The organism is Pseudomonas sp. GM18 (genome assembly GCF_000282195.1).
Lineage (GTDB): Bacteria > Pseudomonadota > Gammaproteobacteria > Pseudomonadales > Pseudomonadaceae > Aquipseudomonas.
Genome location: NZ_AKJT01000005.1, coordinates 63,441 through 79,131, shown reverse-complemented (window position 1 = coordinate 79,131; position 15,691 = coordinate 63,441). Strand labels below are relative to the sequence as shown.

At 59.2% G+C, this 15,691-nt stretch carries 16 protein-coding genes; 3 read left to right on the top strand and 13 right to left on the bottom strand.

What is annotated here, in order from left to right:
* Positions 1-108: 108 nt before the first annotated feature.
* Both PMI21_RS26160 and PMI21_RS26165 read left to right on the top strand, forming a co-directional pair.
* Positions 109-1,506 (top strand): MFS transporter, encoded by a 1,398-nt coding sequence (locus PMI21_RS26160; RefSeq protein ID WP_007933690.1) that lies wholly within the window; start codon positions 109-111, stop codon positions 1,504-1,506.
* Positions 1,507-1,515: 9 nt separating this feature from the next.
* A complete protein-coding gene (locus PMI21_RS26165) occupies positions 1,516-2,037 on the top strand; it encodes a single-stranded DNA-binding protein (RefSeq protein WP_007933689.1) in 522 nt (173 codons plus the stop codon).
* A gap of 66 nt (positions 2,038-2,103) precedes the next feature.
* Here PMI21_RS26165 and PMI21_RS26170 read toward each other — a convergent pair whose 3' ends face one another.
* The 10 genes from PMI21_RS26170 to PMI21_RS26215 all read right to left on the bottom strand — a co-directional run bounded on the left by PMI21_RS26170 (position 2,104) and on the right by PMI21_RS26215 (position 11,371).
* The gene (locus tag PMI21_RS26170; protein WP_007933688.1) at positions 2,104-4,308 is read right to left on the bottom strand and encodes an OsmC domain/YcaO domain-containing protein; all 2,205 of its coding nucleotides are present in this window, start codon (positions 4,306-4,308) and stop codon (positions 2,104-2,106) included.
* Between the two features lie 120 nt (positions 4,309-4,428).
* Positions 4,429-5,586 carry a glutathionylspermidine synthase family protein gene (locus PMI21_RS26175; RefSeq protein ID WP_007933685.1) on the bottom strand — a complete coding sequence of 386 codons (1,158 nt, stop codon included), beginning with the start codon at positions 5,584-5,586 and terminating at the stop codon, positions 4,429-4,431.
* Between the two features lie 12 nt (positions 5,587-5,598).
* Positions 5,599-6,324 (bottom strand): DUF1190 domain-containing protein, encoded by a 726-nt coding sequence (locus tag PMI21_RS26180; protein WP_007933683.1) that lies wholly within the window; start codon positions 6,322-6,324, stop codon positions 5,599-5,601.
* A 19-nt stretch (positions 6,325-6,343) separates the two neighbouring features.
* Positions 6,344-6,772 carry a DUF350 domain-containing protein gene (locus PMI21_RS26185; RefSeq protein ID WP_007933682.1) on the bottom strand — a complete coding sequence of 143 codons (429 nt, stop codon included), beginning with the start codon at positions 6,770-6,772 and terminating at the stop codon, positions 6,344-6,346.
* Between the two features lie 14 nt (positions 6,773-6,786).
* A complete protein-coding gene (locus PMI21_RS26190) occupies positions 6,787-7,467 on the bottom strand; it encodes a DUF2491 family protein (RefSeq protein ID WP_007933680.1) in 681 nt (226 codons plus the stop codon).
* On the bottom strand, positions 7,454-8,488 hold the full coding sequence (locus PMI21_RS26195) for an ion channel (protein ID WP_007933678.1): 1,035 nt from the start codon (positions 8,486-8,488) through the stop codon (positions 7,454-7,456). The genes PMI21_RS26190 and PMI21_RS26195 overlap by 14 nt, the downstream gene beginning before the upstream one ends.
* A 71-nt stretch (positions 8,489-8,559) precedes the next feature.
* On the bottom strand, positions 8,560-9,123 hold the full coding sequence (locus PMI21_RS26200) for a rhomboid family intramembrane serine protease (protein WP_007933676.1): 564 nt from the start codon (positions 9,121-9,123) through the stop codon (positions 8,560-8,562).
* Between the two features lie 112 nt (positions 9,124-9,235).
* Positions 9,236-9,934 carry a PspA/IM30 family protein gene (locus PMI21_RS26205; RefSeq protein ID WP_007933675.1) on the bottom strand — a complete coding sequence of 233 codons (699 nt, stop codon included), beginning with the start codon at positions 9,932-9,934 and terminating at the stop codon, positions 9,236-9,238.
* A gap of 24 nt (positions 9,935-9,958) precedes the next feature.
* Entirely contained in the window at positions 9,959-10,540 is a 582-nt protein-coding gene (locus tag PMI21_RS26210) for a YjfI family protein (RefSeq protein WP_007933673.1), read from the bottom strand.
* A 282-nt stretch (positions 10,541-10,822) separates the two neighbouring features.
* Entirely contained in the window at positions 10,823-11,371 is a 549-nt protein-coding gene (locus PMI21_RS26215) for a cysteine hydrolase family protein (protein WP_007933671.1), read from the bottom strand.
* A 101-nt stretch (positions 11,372-11,472) separates the two neighbouring features.
* Here PMI21_RS26215 and PMI21_RS26220 point away from each other — a divergent pair, with 101 nt between their 5' ends.
* Positions 11,473-12,468, top strand: coding sequence for a GlxA family transcriptional regulator (locus tag PMI21_RS26220; protein WP_007933669.1), 996 nt, complete (start codon positions 11,473-11,475; stop codon positions 12,466-12,468).
* A gap of 70 nt (positions 12,469-12,538) precedes the next feature.
* On the opposite strand, the gene PMI21_RS26225 is transcribed toward PMI21_RS26220, so the two are convergent.
* The 3 genes from PMI21_RS26225 to PMI21_RS26235 are packed head-to-tail and all read right to left on the bottom strand — an operon-like array spanning position 12,539 to position 15,602.
* Complete coding sequence (locus tag PMI21_RS26225) at positions 12,539-13,525, bottom strand: lysylphosphatidylglycerol synthase domain-containing protein (RefSeq protein WP_007933667.1); 987 nt, start codon at positions 13,523-13,525, stop codon at positions 12,539-12,541.
* Positions 13,522-14,808: a cardiolipin synthase ClsB gene (gene clsB / locus PMI21_RS26230; RefSeq protein ID WP_007933665.1), complete on the bottom strand. Its 1,287-nt coding sequence runs from the start codon at positions 14,806-14,808 to the stop codon at positions 13,522-13,524. Before clsB ends, PMI21_RS26225 begins: the two co-directional genes overlap by 4 nt.
* A complete protein-coding gene (locus PMI21_RS26235; protein WP_007933663.1) occupies positions 14,805-15,602 on the bottom strand; it encodes an endonuclease/exonuclease/phosphatase family protein in 798 nt (265 codons plus the stop codon). Before PMI21_RS26235 ends, clsB begins: the two co-directional genes overlap by 4 nt.
* Positions 15,603-15,691: the final 89 nt, after the last annotated feature.

The following is a 15,691-nucleotide window of genomic DNA, read 5'->3' as shown; positions in this document are numbered from 1 at the left end:
ATGAGGGCATCGCAGCCATACATGAAAGCTGCGCGTCAAAGCGTCGCGATGTACCCCGTCAATCGATGGGACTGGTAGAATCGCCGCCGGTTCACATGAGGTTTTTCCATGCACGATCCCCACAGCGAACGCATGAGTGGCAGTGAGACCCGCGCGGCAAGCGGTCTGGCGCTGGTGTTCGCCTTCCGTATGCTTGGCATGTTCATGGTGTTGCCGGTGCTGGCGACCTATGGGATGGACCTGGCAGGCGCGACCCCGGCCCTCATCGGGTTGGCGATTGGCGCTTACGGCCTGACCCAGGCGATTTTTCAGATTCCCTTTGGCTTCATTTCCGACCGCATCGGTCGACGTCCGGTGATTTACCTGGGGCTGATCGTCTTCGCCCTGGGTAGCGTGCTGGCGGCCAATGCCGATTCGATCTGGGGCGTCATCGCCGGACGCATCCTGCAAGGCGCCGGGGCGATTTCTGCGGCGGTCATGGCGTTGCTGTCGGACCTGACCCGGGAACAGCATCGGACCAAAGCCATGGCCATGATCGGCATGACGATCGGTCTGTCGTTCGCTGTCGCCATGGTCGTAGGACCGTTGCTGACCCGTGCCTTCGGCCTGTCCGGATTGTTCTTCGCCACCGGCGCGATGGCACTGCTCGGCATCGTCATCGTGATGTTCATGGTGCCACGCGCCACCGGGCCATTGCAGCACCGCGAGTCCGGTGTCGCGCGTCAGGCGCTGATACCGACGCTCAAGCACCCGGACCTGCTGCGCCTGGACCTGGGCATTTTTGTGTTGCACGCGATGTTGATGTCGAGCTTCGTTGCATTGCCCCTGGCGCTGGTCGAAAAAGCCGGTTTGCCCAAGGAGCAGCACTGGTGGGTGTACCTGGCCGCGCTGCTGATTTCCTTCTTCGCCATGATCCCGTTCATCATCTACGGCGAGAAGAAACGCAAAATGAAACGAGTTTTACTCGGCGCCGTCGTGACGCTGATGCTCACTGAGCTATTCTTCTGGCAGTTCGGCGACAGCTTGCGGGCTCTGGTAATCGGCACGGTGGTGTTTTTCACCGCGTTCAATCTGCTGGAAGCGTCCTTGCCATCGCTGATCAGCAAGGTTTCACCGGCAGGCGGCAAAGGCACGGCAATGGGGGTTTATTCCACCAGTCAGTTCCTCGGTTCGGCACTGGGCGGGATCCTCGGCGGCTGGTTGTTTCAGCACGGCGGTTTGTCGGTTGTGTTCCTGGGATGTGCCGGGCTGGCTGCACTTTGGCTGGCCTTTGCTGTTACCATGCGCGAACCACCTTACGTCACGAGCCTGCGCTTGCCGTTGTCGCCCGAGGCGATCCGCGAAGCGGGTCTGGTTGAGCGCCTGAAGGCCGTCGTAGGGGTAACAGATGCGGTGATCGTTGCTGATGAAGCGGCGATTTACATCAAATTGGACACAGAACTATTGGATCGCACGACCCTTGAGCGCCTGGTGAACAACCCGGCCGAGGCAGCGTGCGTAGCCTAGGAGAACGTTATGGCCCGTGGGGTTAACAAAGTCATATTGGTCGGCACTTGCGGCCAGGATCCCGAAGTTCGCTACCTGCCTAACGGTAACGCCGTGACCAACCTGAGTCTGGCGACCAGCGAACAGTGGACCGACAAGCAAACCGGTCAGAAGGTCGAGAAGACCGAATGGCACCGTGTTTCGATGTTCGGCAAAGTGGCCGAAATCGCCGGCGAATACCTGCGTAAAGGTTCGCAGGTCTACATCGAAGGCAAGCTGCAGACCCGCGAGTGGGAAAAAGACGGTATCAAGCGTTACACCACTGAAATCGTGGTCGACATGCAAGGCACCATGCAACTGCTGGGCGGCCGTCCACAACAGGGCGATCAACAAGGCGGGGGCAATAACTACCAGCAATCCGCTCCAGCTCCACGCCAGCAGGCTCCGCGTCCGCAGCAGTCGGCACCGCAACAGTCGCGCCCGGCTCCACCGCAGGCTGCTCCTCAGCCAGCTCCGGATTTCGACAGCTTTGATGACGATATTCCGTTCTAAGAAGCAGCTATCCAGTCAGCAATAAAAAAAGCGAAGCCATCTGGCTTCGCTTTTTTGTGGGCGCTGTTAGCTGGATAAATTGGTCACGTTAGCCCGCGCCATGTGCAGTTTTTTGTAGCTGTCGATCAGGCGCAGGTGTCTATCGAGCCCCTCCAGTTTCATGCTGGTCGGCGTCAAGCCATGGAAGCGTACGCTGCCGTCCACCGATCCGATCGCGGCATCCATCCGCTCGTTGCCAAACATCCGGCGGAAGTTGGCCTCGTAGTCTTCCAGTTCCAGGTCTTCGTCCAGTTTCATCTCCAGCACCACATTGATGGCCTGATAGAACAAGCCACGTTCAACCGTGTTGTCGTTGTACTGCAGGAACATTTCCACCGCCTCTTTCGCCTCTTCAAATTGCTGCAAGGCGAGATAGATCAGCAGCTTCAACTCCAGGATCGTTAACTGACCCCAGGCCGTATTGTCGTCAAATTCGATGCCGATCAAGGTGGTGATGTCGGTGTAGTCGTCCAGCTCACTTTCCACCAGACGCTCAACCAGCGCTTGCAGTTCCTCTTCGTCCAGGCGATGCAGGTTCAGGATGTCGGCGCGGAAAAACAGCGCTTTGTTGGTGTTGTCCCAGATCAGATCGTCTACTGGATAAATTTCCGAATAGTCTGGCACCAGGATACGGCAGGCCGTTGCACCGATATGCTCGTAGACCGCCATGTACACTTCTTTGCCCATGCCTTCGAGAATGCCGAACAAGGTCGCAGCTTCCTCGGTATTCGAGTTTTCACCCTGGCCGGAGAAGTCCCACTCCACGAATTCGTAATCCGATTTGGCACTGAAGAAGCGCCACGACACCACGCCGCTGGAATCGATAAAGTGCTCGACGAAGTTATTCGGCTCGGTCACTGCATGACCTTCAAACGTCGGCTGGGGCAAGTCGTTGAGGCCTTCGAAGCTGCGGCCCTGCAGCAACTCGGTCAGGCTGCGCTCCAGCGCCACTTCCAGGCTCGGATGCGCGCCGAACGAGGCGAACACGCTGCCGGTGCGCGGGTTCATCAACGTGACGCACATCACCGGGAATTCACCCCCCAGGGACGCATCCTTCACCAGCACGGGGAACCCTTGCTCTTCCAGCGCCTGAATACCGGCCAGTATTCCGGGGTACTTCGCCAGCACGTGAGCCGGCACATCCGGCAGGGCAAATTCACCTTCGATGATTTCGCGTTTTACCGCGCGCTCGAAGATCTCCGACAGGCACTGCACCTGGGCTTCGGCCAGCGTGTTACCGGCACTCATGCCGTTGCTCAGGAACAGGTTTTCAATCAGGTTGGACGGGAAATACACCACCTCGCCGTCCGACTGGCGCACGTACGGCAACGAGCAGATGCCGCGCTCTTCATTGCCCGAGTTGGTATCGATCAGATGGGAGCCACGCAGCTCGCCGTCGCGGTTGTAAATCTTCAGGCAGTACTCGTCGAGGATTTCGGTCGGCAGTGCATCTTTACGGCCAGGCTTGAACCAGCGTTCGTCCGGGTAGTGCACAAACTCTGCGTTGGCGATGTGTTCGCCCCAGAACTGGTCGTTGTAGAAGAAGTTGCAGTTGAGTCGCTCGATAAACTCGCCCAGCGCCGACGCCAACGCGCCTTCCTTGGTTGCACCCTTGCCGTTGGTAAAGCACATCGGCGAGTGCGCATCGCGGATGTGCAGCGACCACACATTGGGCACGATATTGCGCCACGAGGCGATTTCAATCTTCATGCCCAGGTCCGCCAGAATGGCCGACATGTTGGCGATGGTTTGCTCCAGCGGCAGATCCTTGCCGGCAATGTAGGTGCTTGCCTCTGAGTTGGAAGCAGGCATCAGCAACGCCTGGGCATCGGCGTCGAGGTTGTCCACTTCTTCGATCACAAACTCGGGCCCGGCTTGCACCACTTTTTTCACGGTGCAACGGTCGATGGAACGCAGGATGCCTTGGCGGTCCTTGTCGGAGATGTCCGCCGGCAACTCGACCTGGATCTTGAAAATCTGGTTGTAGCGGTTTTCCGGGTCAACAATGTTGTTCTGCGACAGACGGATGTTATCCGTGGGGATATTGCGCGTATCGCAGTACAACTTCACAAAATACGCCGCACACAGCGCCGACGAAGCCAGGAAGTAGTCGAACGGACCCGGTGCCGAGCCATCGCCCTTGTAGCGGATAGGTTGATCGGCCACCACCGTGAAGTCATCGAACTTGGCTTCAAGTCGAAGGTTGTCGAGAAAGTTGACCTTGATTTCCATGGGGGATTACCAGAATAACGGCTAAACGAATGGCCGCCATTATCCGGCATTTCCGCAGTAAGTCTTGTGGGTGTCTGACGATATGTCGACACCAGGCCTATTTAGTGGGCGATGGAGGGGTCAGTCGAGTATCAGATGCGGCAAGAACCGGCTCGAATCCTTGGTAATCAGACTGTTGTCCTCACGCACGCCGATGCCGGCCGCTTGATCCCCGATCACCCAGGAGCCGATCAGCGTGTAGCTGTCGCCAAACTTCGGCAGCGGAGCAAATTCCTGAAGGATAAACGGCGCGTCGGTGTAGGGGCCGTCCTCTTTTACGATCAGACCGTCAGCGGTTTGCAGCTCAATGTTCGCGCCTTCCCGTGAGAAGAACGGCTTGCGCACCCAGCCCTTGGGCACCGCTTTGCTCGGGTCAGCGTCCAGGTGCGCCGCGAGCAGGTTCGGGTGACCCTTGTTGAACTCCCACAGCAGCGGCAGGATGCCCTTGTTGGAGATGATCGATTTCCAGGGCGGTTCGAAAAACTGTGTGTCGCTCTGCGCAATCGCTGCGCCGAAGGGTTCGTGGAAGATGAACTCCCAGGCATGCAGTTTGAACAGGTGAGGGATCCAGCGATCTTCGAGGTCGACGAAACGTCCGTCACTGGTGAGGCCGATGTCCTCGATATCGATGTGACGCGATTCGATGCCGACCTTTTCCGCGACCAGACGCAGGTAATCGGTGGTGCCCTTGTCTTCGACCGAGTCTTTCATCGAGGCGAAATAGAAAGGCCGTTTGAGTTGCAGTTGAGCAAAGGCCTGATGCAGCTTGGTGTCGATGCTGTTGAACTGGTCTGCATGCCTGGGCAGCAAGCCGCGTTCGATGCATTGCTCCAGCCAGCCCCACTGAAACGCCGCAGCCTCATACAGACTGGTCGGCGTGTCGTAGTTGAGTTCCAGCAACTTGGCCGGCCCGGTGCCGTTGTAGGAGAAGTCCATGCGCCCATACAGGTGCGGGTGGCCTTCGAGCCATGAAGTGCGAACCATGTCGAAGAACGGCGCGGGAATGCTCAGGCGCTCCAGCAACTCTTCGCTTTGCACCACTCGCGCCACCAGGTCCATGCACATCTCATGAACCTCGGTGGTCGGGTCTTCGAGGTCGTTCTCGATCTGCTTGAGCGTGAACTGGTAGTACGCGCTCTCGTCCCAATAGGGCTCATCGTCGATGGTATGGAACAGAAAGCCGAGACTTTCGGCGGTCTGTTTCCAGTCATGACGCTCGGCGCAGAGGATTTTCTTCATGGCCTTGCTCCCTTAGCTGCTCGAACCGCCAAAGCTCTTGCTTGACCCACCCCAGCCACTGCGTGCGCTGGCCTGGCTGCCGAAGCCGCCGCGGGAGGTGGACGATGCAACGGACACCGGCTTGCTGCGAGCGATTGTGTCGCTATAACTGCTGCTGCCGTACCGCGCCTGATTGGACCTGCTGAAGGTCGATCCCGTCGAGACCCGCTGGCTGAGTGTCGAGGACGAGTAGTCACCGCGATCATCGCGATAGCGGTAGACCGGTTCGGAGTAGTAACTGTTGCGGTTGCCGCTGAGCATGTTGCCGATCAGCAGTCCCGTCAGCAGGCTACTGCCGGAGAAGCCCGACCCTGCGGCACTCGCTTCCGATGCAGGCAATTTAGCCTTGGCCGCGTCCACTTCGGACTGCGTCACCTCGCCATCGGCACTCAGTTCGAAACCGCCGAGTTTGGGGATGAATTTGCCGGCGGAGTCCTGCTGGCACCAGTCGGCAACAAAGTCGGCGTCGCAATCAGCCTGGTTGTCGTACACCGGCGCAATGCTTCGATGCTGGGCCATGGCCTTCATATAGGCGTCAGAACAGATGTCGACCGGGAGCTTTTCATCGGCGCACTGCTGAACGGACTGGAAATTGTACTTTTTGTGTATCTCGTAGGTTTTTTCCGTCGGCTCGCAGCCTGATATCGCCATGGCGACTGACGCCGCCAGCGAGAGCTGAACGTACTTGCTTCGTTTCATCGCGATCTCCGTGGCGCAATCAGTTCTGGGAAGGGGTCATGCACGCGGCGTTCAACATGCCGACGCTGATGGCCACTGCCGCGACATAGATCCCCGCAGCGATTTCGCCTTTCTTGATGCGCTCAGAGGCGCCTTTCAGCACCAGGCTGGTCACCAGGAACGCCAGCAGTTGTACGAAAGCGGCGATCACTGCCCAGACGACGAAGTCCAGAATGCTGATCGAGTAGGCGATCACATTGCTGGCCGGAATGGCGAAACCGATGATGGCGCCTCCCAGGGCGATTGCGGCTGCAACGTTGCCCGCACGGATCAGTTCGAATTCCCTGTGCGGTGTGATTCGGGTGTAGATGAACTGGAACAGGGCGAACAGCACGGCGGCGCCGAGAATGTACAAAACAAACCCGAGCACGGCGGCTTTGTTCAGGGAGATAGAGAGCGCTTCAAGCATGGACTTCTTCCTTTTTAAAAAGTGTTCAGGTCGGTGGTGTACAGCGAAATACCCAGCGAAGTGCTCAAGCTGATGGTGCCTTCGGCGTCTTCTTCGACGGAAAACAGCAGGAATTCCCGGCGATCGGTCAGGCCGGTTTCGCGGGCGTACAACATCGAACGGTGCCCGATGCTGTAGGTCTCATCCGGATTCTTCAGGTGTTCGCTCAACGGCACCAGTTCGGTCTGGCCGTTCTCGGTGCCCCATTCGCGGGTGTATTCGACACCGTTGTGGGTGTAGGTCGGCAACCCGATCAGGCTTTGAGGGCCGGCCAGCCGACGCAGCTCCGCTTCACTGTTGATGGTGACGTAGCTGAGGTAATTGAACAGGATCACCGACTCGACCTGCCCGGCGATGTCACCGGTGGTGTGCACTTGCAGCCAGTAGTCTTCGTCGTTCATGTAATAGCGCGACAGCCAGTTCGACTGCCCGAGATCAATGGTGCCGGCGCTCCAGATCTGCTGGGAGCCGGGAATGGTCACTGCGGTTTTTTCGTCGAGCAACAATTTCAGGGTCGTATCGAACATCACGCCCTTGCCCAATGCCAGGCCCAGCGGGCCGGTGACTGGCAGGTTGTCGTTGGCTGTCCATTTCGAATCGGTATTCGTGCCCGCGTTCGGGGCCTCAAGCCCCAGCAACTGTTTAAACCATCCCATTGGAGATTTCCTTGAGGCGAGTGGAGGCGATGTAGAAGAGTTCGCCGCCCTTTACGCGAGTGGCGCCGGGCGGGTTGATCGAAGGCTGTCGGGCACCTTGGGCGCGGTAGCCGATAAGGGTCGCGTTGTGGTGTTCTTTCATCTGTGCGTACAGATCGCCGAACGTGGCTTCGAAGGTCTCAGGCAGTCTCATCAGGTATTGGGTGGCGCCTTGGCCCACGCACAGCAATTCATTGATGACCACTGACGAGCCCGGATCCTGAGAGGCGCGCACCAGCATCTCGATGGCCATGCTTGAGGTGCATTCCAGGCTGGGCGCGTACGCACTGGCGAGCGCGGCGATTTCACTTTCATTGAAGTGGGCGACCACATGCCCGACCGGGCTCAGTTGATTGACCGCCAGCACGGTGGCCAGGGTCAGATCGTCTGAATGGGTACGCACCAGTACGCGTTCGGCGTCAGGCACGCCGGCACGCAGCAAAAGTGCGGCAGAGGACAGGCTTTCGCCTTTGATAAAGGCCACCTTGCCCGGCATGGGATTTTCTTCGAGGTCGCAATCGCAAATGACGATCAAGTTGTCATTGGACGTTTCGTCCTGCAGCAACAATTCAATGACCCGCTCGCTGGACGCGCCTTCCCAGCCGATGAGAACGGTATGGCCGACCTTGCCGGTGAAATCGCCTTTGCCCTTCATGCCTTTTCTCCATACATCGATGACACTGCTGGTGGTTTTGCCGATGGCTGCCGTCAGCAGCGCAATGCCCCCGAGCATGATCCAGGTAGCCACGAAAATCCGTCCCGCGGCTGTCTGTGGCGCAAGATCGCCGTAGCCGACGGTGAGCGTGGTGGTGAGATAGAAGTAGGTGAACGTGGCAGGGGCGGTGAGGTGTTGTTCGCCCAGAAGCACCAGACCCAGCCAGGCCGTGCTCAGGTGTACGCCCAGCGCAATGGCCAGGCCGGCCCAGCCGAAGCGATGGAAGAAGGACGCCGCGTACGCGCGCAATAAAAGGAAAATCGACATTACATCCCTGACTCCTTGGGGGCTCATTCCTGGCGACGTAATCGCTCTGGCGCCTGAGTGCTCAAGTGCGGTTACCGGGCGGCATTAAACCTGCTGCGCGGCGTAGATAACAGTACCTTGGCTGCAATAAACCCGGCGATCGCACCAAAGATATGTCCTTCGAAGGAAATACCCCGGCGAGGAAGGAAGCCAACAATCAGCCCTCCATAGAGCAGGGCCACGACACTGGCCGTTATCAGGTTGCTCCAGCTCCTCTGGAACCAGGCGCGGGACAGGAGGTACGCCCACAGCCCGAATACCCAGCCGCTGGCACCGATATGCACGCCGGCAAAACCGAACAGCCAGATCAGCGAACCACCCAGCAAAATGATGATAGCGCTGACGGCCATGAACCGGTTGAGCCCCTCGACAATGACCAGGGTGCCGAGGATCAAAAAGGCAATCAGGTTGGCGCTCAGGTGCGCAAAAGATGTGTGCAAGAAAGGCGAGGTGATGATGCCGACCAGTCCGTGCAAGGTTCGCGGAACCAGGCCGAAGGCGTTAAGGCTGTAGCCGGTCGCAACATTGAGCAGTTGCAGCGCAACCATGAAGAGGGCCAGGCCGGCGATTGTCTTGAAACCCTTCAGGGCATCCATCCTTGACCTCGATTCGGCAGTAAAGAAGGGTGATCAATTAATGCCTGTCAGCCAAGCGCAATCCATGTGGGAGCGAGCAGGCCCGCTCCCACAGGTTCCACAGCTTGGAGAATTACTCGGCCGATTTTTTCTTCAGGCGTTCCAGGATCGCATTGGCGCTGCCTTCGTCCGGCGTGATGCCGGCTTCGCGCAGTTTGCGTTCCAGGTCGGTGCCGGTCGAAGCATCGGCCAGTTCGTCCTGGGCTTGCAGTTCAGCGGCGCGTTGCTGCTGCTTGGCCTGCAGGCGGTTCAGTGTACCGACGGCGGTTTCCAGCTTGCCGTTGGCGCCGCCACTGGCGATTGAAGCGCTGACCTGGGCTTTCTGTACGCTTTCACGAGCCTTGGCCATGTCCACTTGCTGGCGCAGGCTTTTGATGCGGTTTTCGGCCTTGGTGATGTCTTTGCGCATGTTGTCAGCATAACCACCGAATTCGGTGGCCTGTTTTTGCTCGACATCCAGTTCATTGGTCAGGGTCGAAATGGCTTCGGCCACTTCCAGTGCCAGGTCTTCGCGGTTGGCCTGGATGGCTGCCAGGGCCTTGGATTCCAGGTCCTTGATCTTGGCGTTGTACTCGCTGACGCGGTCAGCCGACAGTTTGTGCTTGGCCATGATGGTGACCAGCTCACGCTTGGCGTTGGCCAGCGCGCTGTCAGCATCGCGAATTTCCTGGTCGAGGATGCGCAGGGCCTGTTGGTCGACGATCGATTCGCCGACTTCGTTGGCACCGCCACGCAGCGCGGTGAACAATTTGCTCCAGATGGACTGAGTCATTGGATATATCCTGTTCCCGAATAATTAATTGAAGAAGCGTTCAAAGGCTTCGCTGGCGCGCTGGACGTTGTCGACGAGGGTTTTGATCTCGGTTACGACGTTGGTCAGGCTGGAGTCGGAGCTCAGCGCGCCGAACATGTTGTAAACGATCTGCCCGTTGGGCATGGACTCGATACCGATCGAGGACAACGGGAACATTTCCCGGCTGCGCAGAACGGCATCGTTGAATGCCGGGATGTCGTTGATCGACTCGACATCGACCAGGACCGTATCCACGATGATCTGATCGCCCACCACCGCGATGTAAATTGGCAAGCCACCGAAATCGTTCATTTCCAGCTTGATGCTGGACTCGGAGCCTTGAACGAGGGAGAGGGTGATTTCGTTCGCAACCACTTCGTCGAGGGCCTGAAGGGCGCTGTAGAGGCGATCGATGTTCCAGTTATTACCTGCGCTCATGTAATTCTCCGACATGAATGAGCCAGCCAGAATCGGTTGGCGTAGCTGTTTCTCCATTTGCTTGAGCAGGCTTCGATTTTCGGGAAGCACCCAAGTCTCGTGTTTCACATAGCCGGCGGCACCCAGGCCCGCGCGCATCTGCTTCATGTAAAAGCTCGATGGTTTTTTCGCGGAGGGTTTCGAGCGCTCTCCCTTGCGGCTCGCTGAATCGGTAACAGACCCGGTAGGCGGATCTGATGGAGAGCTGCTTTTCATGGTGCTGATCCCGTTGTGAAAAAACTCACGCGTGAGAAACACTACAGGCAATTTTTGCGGATCTCAATAGCTCACGCGTGAGATTTTTTCGACGGTTGCGCAGGTGTATGAAAAGAAGGCCTGTTGTGCAATGCCAGTCAGTTAAGCGCAATCCTGTGGGAGCCCGCTTCTCATCTAACCAGCCAGAAAGTCGTCGGTGGACACCACGCTTGCATAGGCAAAACCCAAGGCCGACATGAAGGCAGCGTGAACGTGGGCGGCCGGGACGGTGACGCCGTTGAACTCCAGATCAAGGGTGGCACAGGCGTCATGGATCACCGTGACCGTGTAGCCGAAGTCCGCTGCGGCACGAGTGACGCCGTCGATGCACATGTGGCTCATGCTGCCGACCACCACCAGGTGCTCGATGCCTTGCTGGTCGAGGATGTCCTTGAGTTCGGTTTCGCGGAACGAGTTGACGAAGTGCTTGAGCACCACCGGTTCATCGGCGCGGTTCAGGACTTTGGGGTGCAGCTTCGCGCCGTCGGAGCCCGGGGTGAAGAACGGTGCGGCGTCGGAGGTGAATTCGTGGCGGATGTGTACCACCGCGTCACCGGCCTCGCGAAAGGCCTGGATCAGCCGTGCAGCGTTGTCTGCGGCGGCATCGGCGCCTGCCAAAGGCCACTTGCCTTGGGGGAAGTAGTCGTTCTGGATATCGACTACGATGAGTGCTTGCTTGGCCATGAGTGTTTCCTCGAAGTGCTTGTTGGGTGTGATTCAAGTATTAGGTTTTGCAGGCCGTCCGAGGATTGGCCGCACCGACAATAGAAGGGGGAAAACTGACAATGGGCGTAGAAAGGGCAGTCGTCGAATTGGGCGTGCTGATCTATCCCGGCGCGCAAATGGCGGCGGTGCATGGGCTGACGGATCTGTTCGGCGTGGCCAACCGGATTGCCGCCGAGCATCAGACGGCGCAGTTGCCGTTGCTGCGGGTCAGTCATTGGCGGGTCGAGGGCGATCAGGCGCCAGAACGGGTCTACGACAGTCAACCCGGTCCGGCCGGTGCGTTGGTCGCGGTGTTGATCCCGCCGTCGATTGGCGGCTTTTCCGAGGGCCAGGCACCGCAAGGGCTGATCCGCTGGATTCGTCAGCAACACGCCAACGGCGCGACGTTGGGCGGGGTTTGCGTGGGTTCGATCCTGTTGGCTGAGAGCGGCCTGCTCGACGGCCGTAGCGCCACCACTCATTGGACCTCGGCCAAAGCCTTCGCCGAGCGTTACCCGGCGATCAAGCTCAAGGCTGACACGCCCATCGTCGATGACGGTGACCTGATTACCACGGCCGGGCTGATGGCCTGGTCAGAGCTGGGGTTACGGCTGGTGAACCGCCTGCTGGGGCCGAGCATTGCCACCGGCACGGCACGGTTTCTGGTGGTGGAGCACAGCGACAGCGCGAGCGAGTGCGGCAGTAATTTTTCACCGATTCTCAGCCATGGCGATGCCTCGATTCTCAAGGTCCAGCATTGGCTGCAAAGCACCGGGGCGATCGATGTCTCGCTGGCGACGATGGCCGAACGGGCGGGGCTGGAAGAGCGCACCTTCCTGCGGCGATTCCGCGCGGCGACCGGGTTGAAACCCACCGAGTACTGCCAGCACCTGCGCGTCGGCAAGGCGCGGGAAATGCTCGAGTTCACCAACGGCACCATTGATCACATTGCCTGGACCGTGGGCTATCAAGACCCGAGTGCGTTTCGGGCGACGTTCAAAAAGATTACCGGGCTGGCGCCGAGTGATTACCGGACGCGGTTTGGCGTGACGCCGCCAGCGGTTGTGGCCCGGTAGCCAGAGCACACCAGATCAAAATGTGGGAGCTGGCCTGCTCGCGATGGCGGCATCCGCCGCACCATCATTCTCAAGAAGGTTTCTTCGAGATCCGCAACGACTTGGCCTTGGCTTCCACCGCCAGATACATCACCACGGTGATCAACAGCGGCAGAATGAAATAGATCGCCCGATAAGCGATCAACCCCGCCACCAGGCTGCCCCGCGATACCTCATGCTGCAGCAGCGCCACGAACACCGTCTCCAACACGCCAAGCCCGGCCGGAATATGGGTGATGACCCCGGCAATGGCGCTGAGCAGCAACACACCAAGCACCAGCGGATAGTCCAGTTTGCTCGGCAGCAACGTGAAGATCACCGCCGCCATCAGCGACCAGTTCAGTGCGCCGAGGGCCAGTTGCAGAATTGCCATGCGCAGCGACGGCAGAATGATTTCCACGCCGCGAACCGACCATTTCCGGCGCTTGGAATACCGGCAGGCCGCCAGATATCCCATGCTCGACAGCAGCAACAAAACCCCCACGTCTTGCAGTGCATTGCTGCTCACTTTCCAGCCCGGCGGCATTCGCATCAGGCCGCTGCTGAACACTGTGCCGGCAATCACCATGTAGCCGAGCCAGTTGGTCGCCAGGCTCAGCCCGAGGATCTTCGCGATGTTGCCTTTGCTCACGCCGAGCCGCGAATAAAGCCGATAACGCATGGCGATGCCGCCGACCAGAGCGCTCAGGTTGAGGTTGAAGGCATAGCTGATGATCCCCACCGGCAAGATTTGTCGCCAGGTCAGGTTCTGCCGGATATAGGTGCGCCCGATCAGGTCAAAGCAGGCATAGACCAGAAAACTTGCCAGGGTCACACCGGAGGCGATGATCAGCGTACGCACTTTGAAATCAGCCAAGGTATCGAACACTTCGTTCCATTCGATGCGCTGGGCGAGCATCGTGAACAAAACGATTAGCGCCAGGAAAAACAGCATCGTCAGCGGTCTTTTCCAGCGGTGCCAGTGGTGTTTACCCGGCGTGTCGGAGTGCGGGGCAGGCTGCGCTCGGGAATGGCTCATGCCTTGGCGCTCCCGGTCGGATGAATGAAGGGTTTGAGACGCGGTTTATGCGCCGGCAGCCAGCCGGCCCACGCCGGAAAATGCCGCAGGAAGTGGAACACCAGAAAGCCGATGGTCATGTGCCAGATCCGCCCGCGAGGCGCCGTGTCCGTGGACATGACCTTGCAGTGATTGCTGCTCAACTCGTCGAGACGCTCGAACAGGTCGCGGTTGAACGCCCGGTCGCGGATCAGCACGTTGGCTTCCAGGTTCAGGGACAGGCTCAGCGGGTCGAGGTTGCTTGAGCCAACAGTGCTCCAGTCCTCGTCGACCAGGGCGACTTTGCCATGCAGGGGGCGGTCGCAATATTCGTAGATCAACACCCCGGCCCGCAGCAGATAGTCGTAGGTCATGCGCGCGGCGAGTCTGGCCACCCGCAGGTCCGGTTGTCCCTGAAGAATCAGGCGCACCTCGACCCCCCGGCGTGCCGCATTGCGAATCTCGTGCAGCAGCCGATAGCCTGGAAAGAAGTAGGCATTGGCGATCACCACGCGACGCCGGGCACTGCGCAGCACCTGTAAATACACCTCTTCGATATCTTTTGGGTGTTCTGCGTTGTCGCGATACACCAGTCGTACCTGACCGTCATGATCGTCGACCGCCAGTTCAGCATGCCGCTGCCGGCGGCGTTGCCACCAGTATTTGGCCCGGGCCGGGCGACCGCCTTGCAGCAAGGCGAAATGATGAATATCGGCCACCGCCGGGCCTTGCACTTCAACCGAGTAATCCTGTTTGGCCTCGGGGCCGAAGTCGGCCAGATGGTCGGCGGAAAAATTGATTCCGCCGAGGAACGCAATCGCGCCGTCGACCACCACAATCTTGCGGTGCAGACGGCGGAACCAGTTGGTGCGGATGCCCAGATGACGCGGAGCGGGATCGAATATTTGCAGGCGCACACCTGCATTGCTCAGGGCGACGAGGAACGCCGTACTCAGTTCGCCACAGCCGAATCCATCGAGACTGACGGTAATACGTACGCCGCGTTGCGCCGCTTCAATCAGGATCTGTTGAAGCTCATTGCCGACCTTGTCCTCGAACAGAATGAAGGTCTCCAGCAGGATTTCACTCTGGGCCTGACGCAGTACATCAAACACCCGTGGAAAGTACGCCTCGCCGTTTTCGAGCAATTGGACCCGGTTGTTACCGTGCCAGTTGTATTCGACGTCAGTCGCCGCCGGCTCGCGCACGGGCGGCGGTGGGGAGACCTGTTCGACCGTGGCCTTTTCCATCGACGGGCTACTCATAGCTCGATCTCCACCGATAGCGGCGCATGGTCGGAAAGGTGGGACCAGGGGCGTGCCGCCAGTACTTGCGGATGGCTGGCCTTAAGGTTGCGCACGTAAATACGGTCCAGGCGTAACGTCGGTAAGCGCGCCGGGAAACTGCGCGCCGGTTTGCCATGCCGCTCGGCGAATACCTCACGCAACCCGCAAGGCTTGAGCAACGCATCGGCGCGCTGGCGCCAGTCGTTGAAGTCGCCGGCGACCACCACCAGGGCATCCTGCGGTAACTCTTCCAGGCGTCGGATCAGCAGCTTGAGTTGTGCCCTCCGGTGGCTTTCGCGCAGCCCCAGGTGGACGCAAATGGCATGCACTTCCCGGCCATCGCCGGGCATCCGCAGCACGCAATGCAGGATTCCACGGTTTTCATGGCCGCTGATGGACACGTCGAGATTGTCGTGACGCACGATCTGGAATTTCGACAACAGCGCATTGCCGTGATCGCCCGCCGGGTAGACCGCGTTGCGCCCGTAGGCGAATTGCGGCCACAGGCTATCGGCAAGGAATTCGTACTGGGGCATCGCCGGCCAATTGTTGTAGCGCTGGGGATGATGCTCGTGGGTGCCGTGGACCTCCTGCAAAAACACCACATCGGCGGACACACTGCGCACCGCGTCGCGCAACTCGGGGAGGATGAAGCGTCGATTGAGCGCGGTGAACCCTTTGTGGGTGTTGACCGTCAGCACGGTGAAGCGACTCACGGTGCTGATGATGGGTTGCTGTTCATCCGTCGTGCCGACCGGATCGGGAATGCTCATGGCAGTACTCCTTCGGCAGCCGGCTCGCCGGGGGCGGTGACAAGGTCTTTGTCGAGATGGAAGCGCTCAAGCAGGCGACGGGCGTGTAG

Excerpts from the sequence above, each read along its gene's own strand:
- PMI21_RS26160 (WP_007933690.1), top strand. The coding sequence starts at position 109 with ATGCACGATCCCCACAGCGAACGCATGAGTGGCAGTGAGACCCGCGCG.
- PMI21_RS26165 (WP_007933689.1), top strand. The coding sequence starts at position 1,516 with ATGGCCCGTGGGGTTAACAAAGTCATATTGGTCGGCACTTGCGGCCAG.
- PMI21_RS26170 (WP_007933688.1), bottom strand. The coding sequence starts at position 4,308 with ATGGAAATCAAGGTCAACTTTCTCGACAACCTTCGACTTGAAGCCAAG.
- PMI21_RS26175 (WP_007933685.1), bottom strand. The coding sequence starts at position 5,586 with ATGAAGAAAATCCTCTGCGCCGAGCGTCATGACTGGAAACAGACCGCC.
- PMI21_RS26180 (WP_007933683.1), bottom strand. The coding sequence starts at position 6,324 with ATGAAACGAAGCAAGTACGTTCAGCTCTCGCTGGCGGCGTCAGTCGCC.
- PMI21_RS26185 (WP_007933682.1), bottom strand. The coding sequence starts at position 6,772 with ATGCTTGAAGCGCTCTCTATCTCCCTGAACAAAGCCGCCGTGCTCGGG.
- PMI21_RS26190 (WP_007933680.1), bottom strand. The coding sequence starts at position 7,467 with ATGGGATGGTTTAAACAGTTGCTGGGGCTTGAGGCCCCGAACGCGGGC.
- PMI21_RS26195 (WP_007933678.1), bottom strand. The coding sequence starts at position 8,488 with ATGTCGATTTTCCTTTTATTGCGCGCGTACGCGGCGTCCTTCTTCCAT.
- PMI21_RS26200 (WP_007933676.1), bottom strand. The coding sequence starts at position 9,123 with ATGGATGCCCTGAAGGGTTTCAAGACAATCGCCGGCCTGGCCCTCTTC.
- PMI21_RS26205 (WP_007933675.1), bottom strand. The coding sequence starts at position 9,934 with ATGACTCAGTCCATCTGGAGCAAATTGTTCACCGCGCTGCGTGGCGGT.
- PMI21_RS26210 (WP_007933673.1), bottom strand. The coding sequence starts at position 10,540 with ATGAAGCAGATGCGCGCGGGCCTGGGTGCCGCCGGCTATGTGAAACAC.
- PMI21_RS26215 (WP_007933671.1), bottom strand. The coding sequence starts at position 11,371 with ATGGCCAAGCAAGCACTCATCGTAGTCGATATCCAGAACGACTACTTC.
- PMI21_RS26220 (WP_007933669.1), top strand. The coding sequence starts at position 11,473 with ATGGGCGTAGAAAGGGCAGTCGTCGAATTGGGCGTGCTGATCTATCCC.
- PMI21_RS26225 (WP_007933667.1), bottom strand. The coding sequence starts at position 13,525 with ATGAGCCATTCCCGAGCGCAGCCTGCCCCGCACTCCGACACGCCGGGT.
- clsB (WP_007933665.1), bottom strand. The coding sequence starts at position 14,808 with ATGAGTAGCCCGTCGATGGAAAAGGCCACGGTCGAACAGGTCTCCCCA.
- PMI21_RS26235 (WP_007933663.1), bottom strand. The coding sequence starts at position 15,602 with ATGAGCATTCCCGATCCGGTCGGCACGACGGATGAACAGCAACCCATC.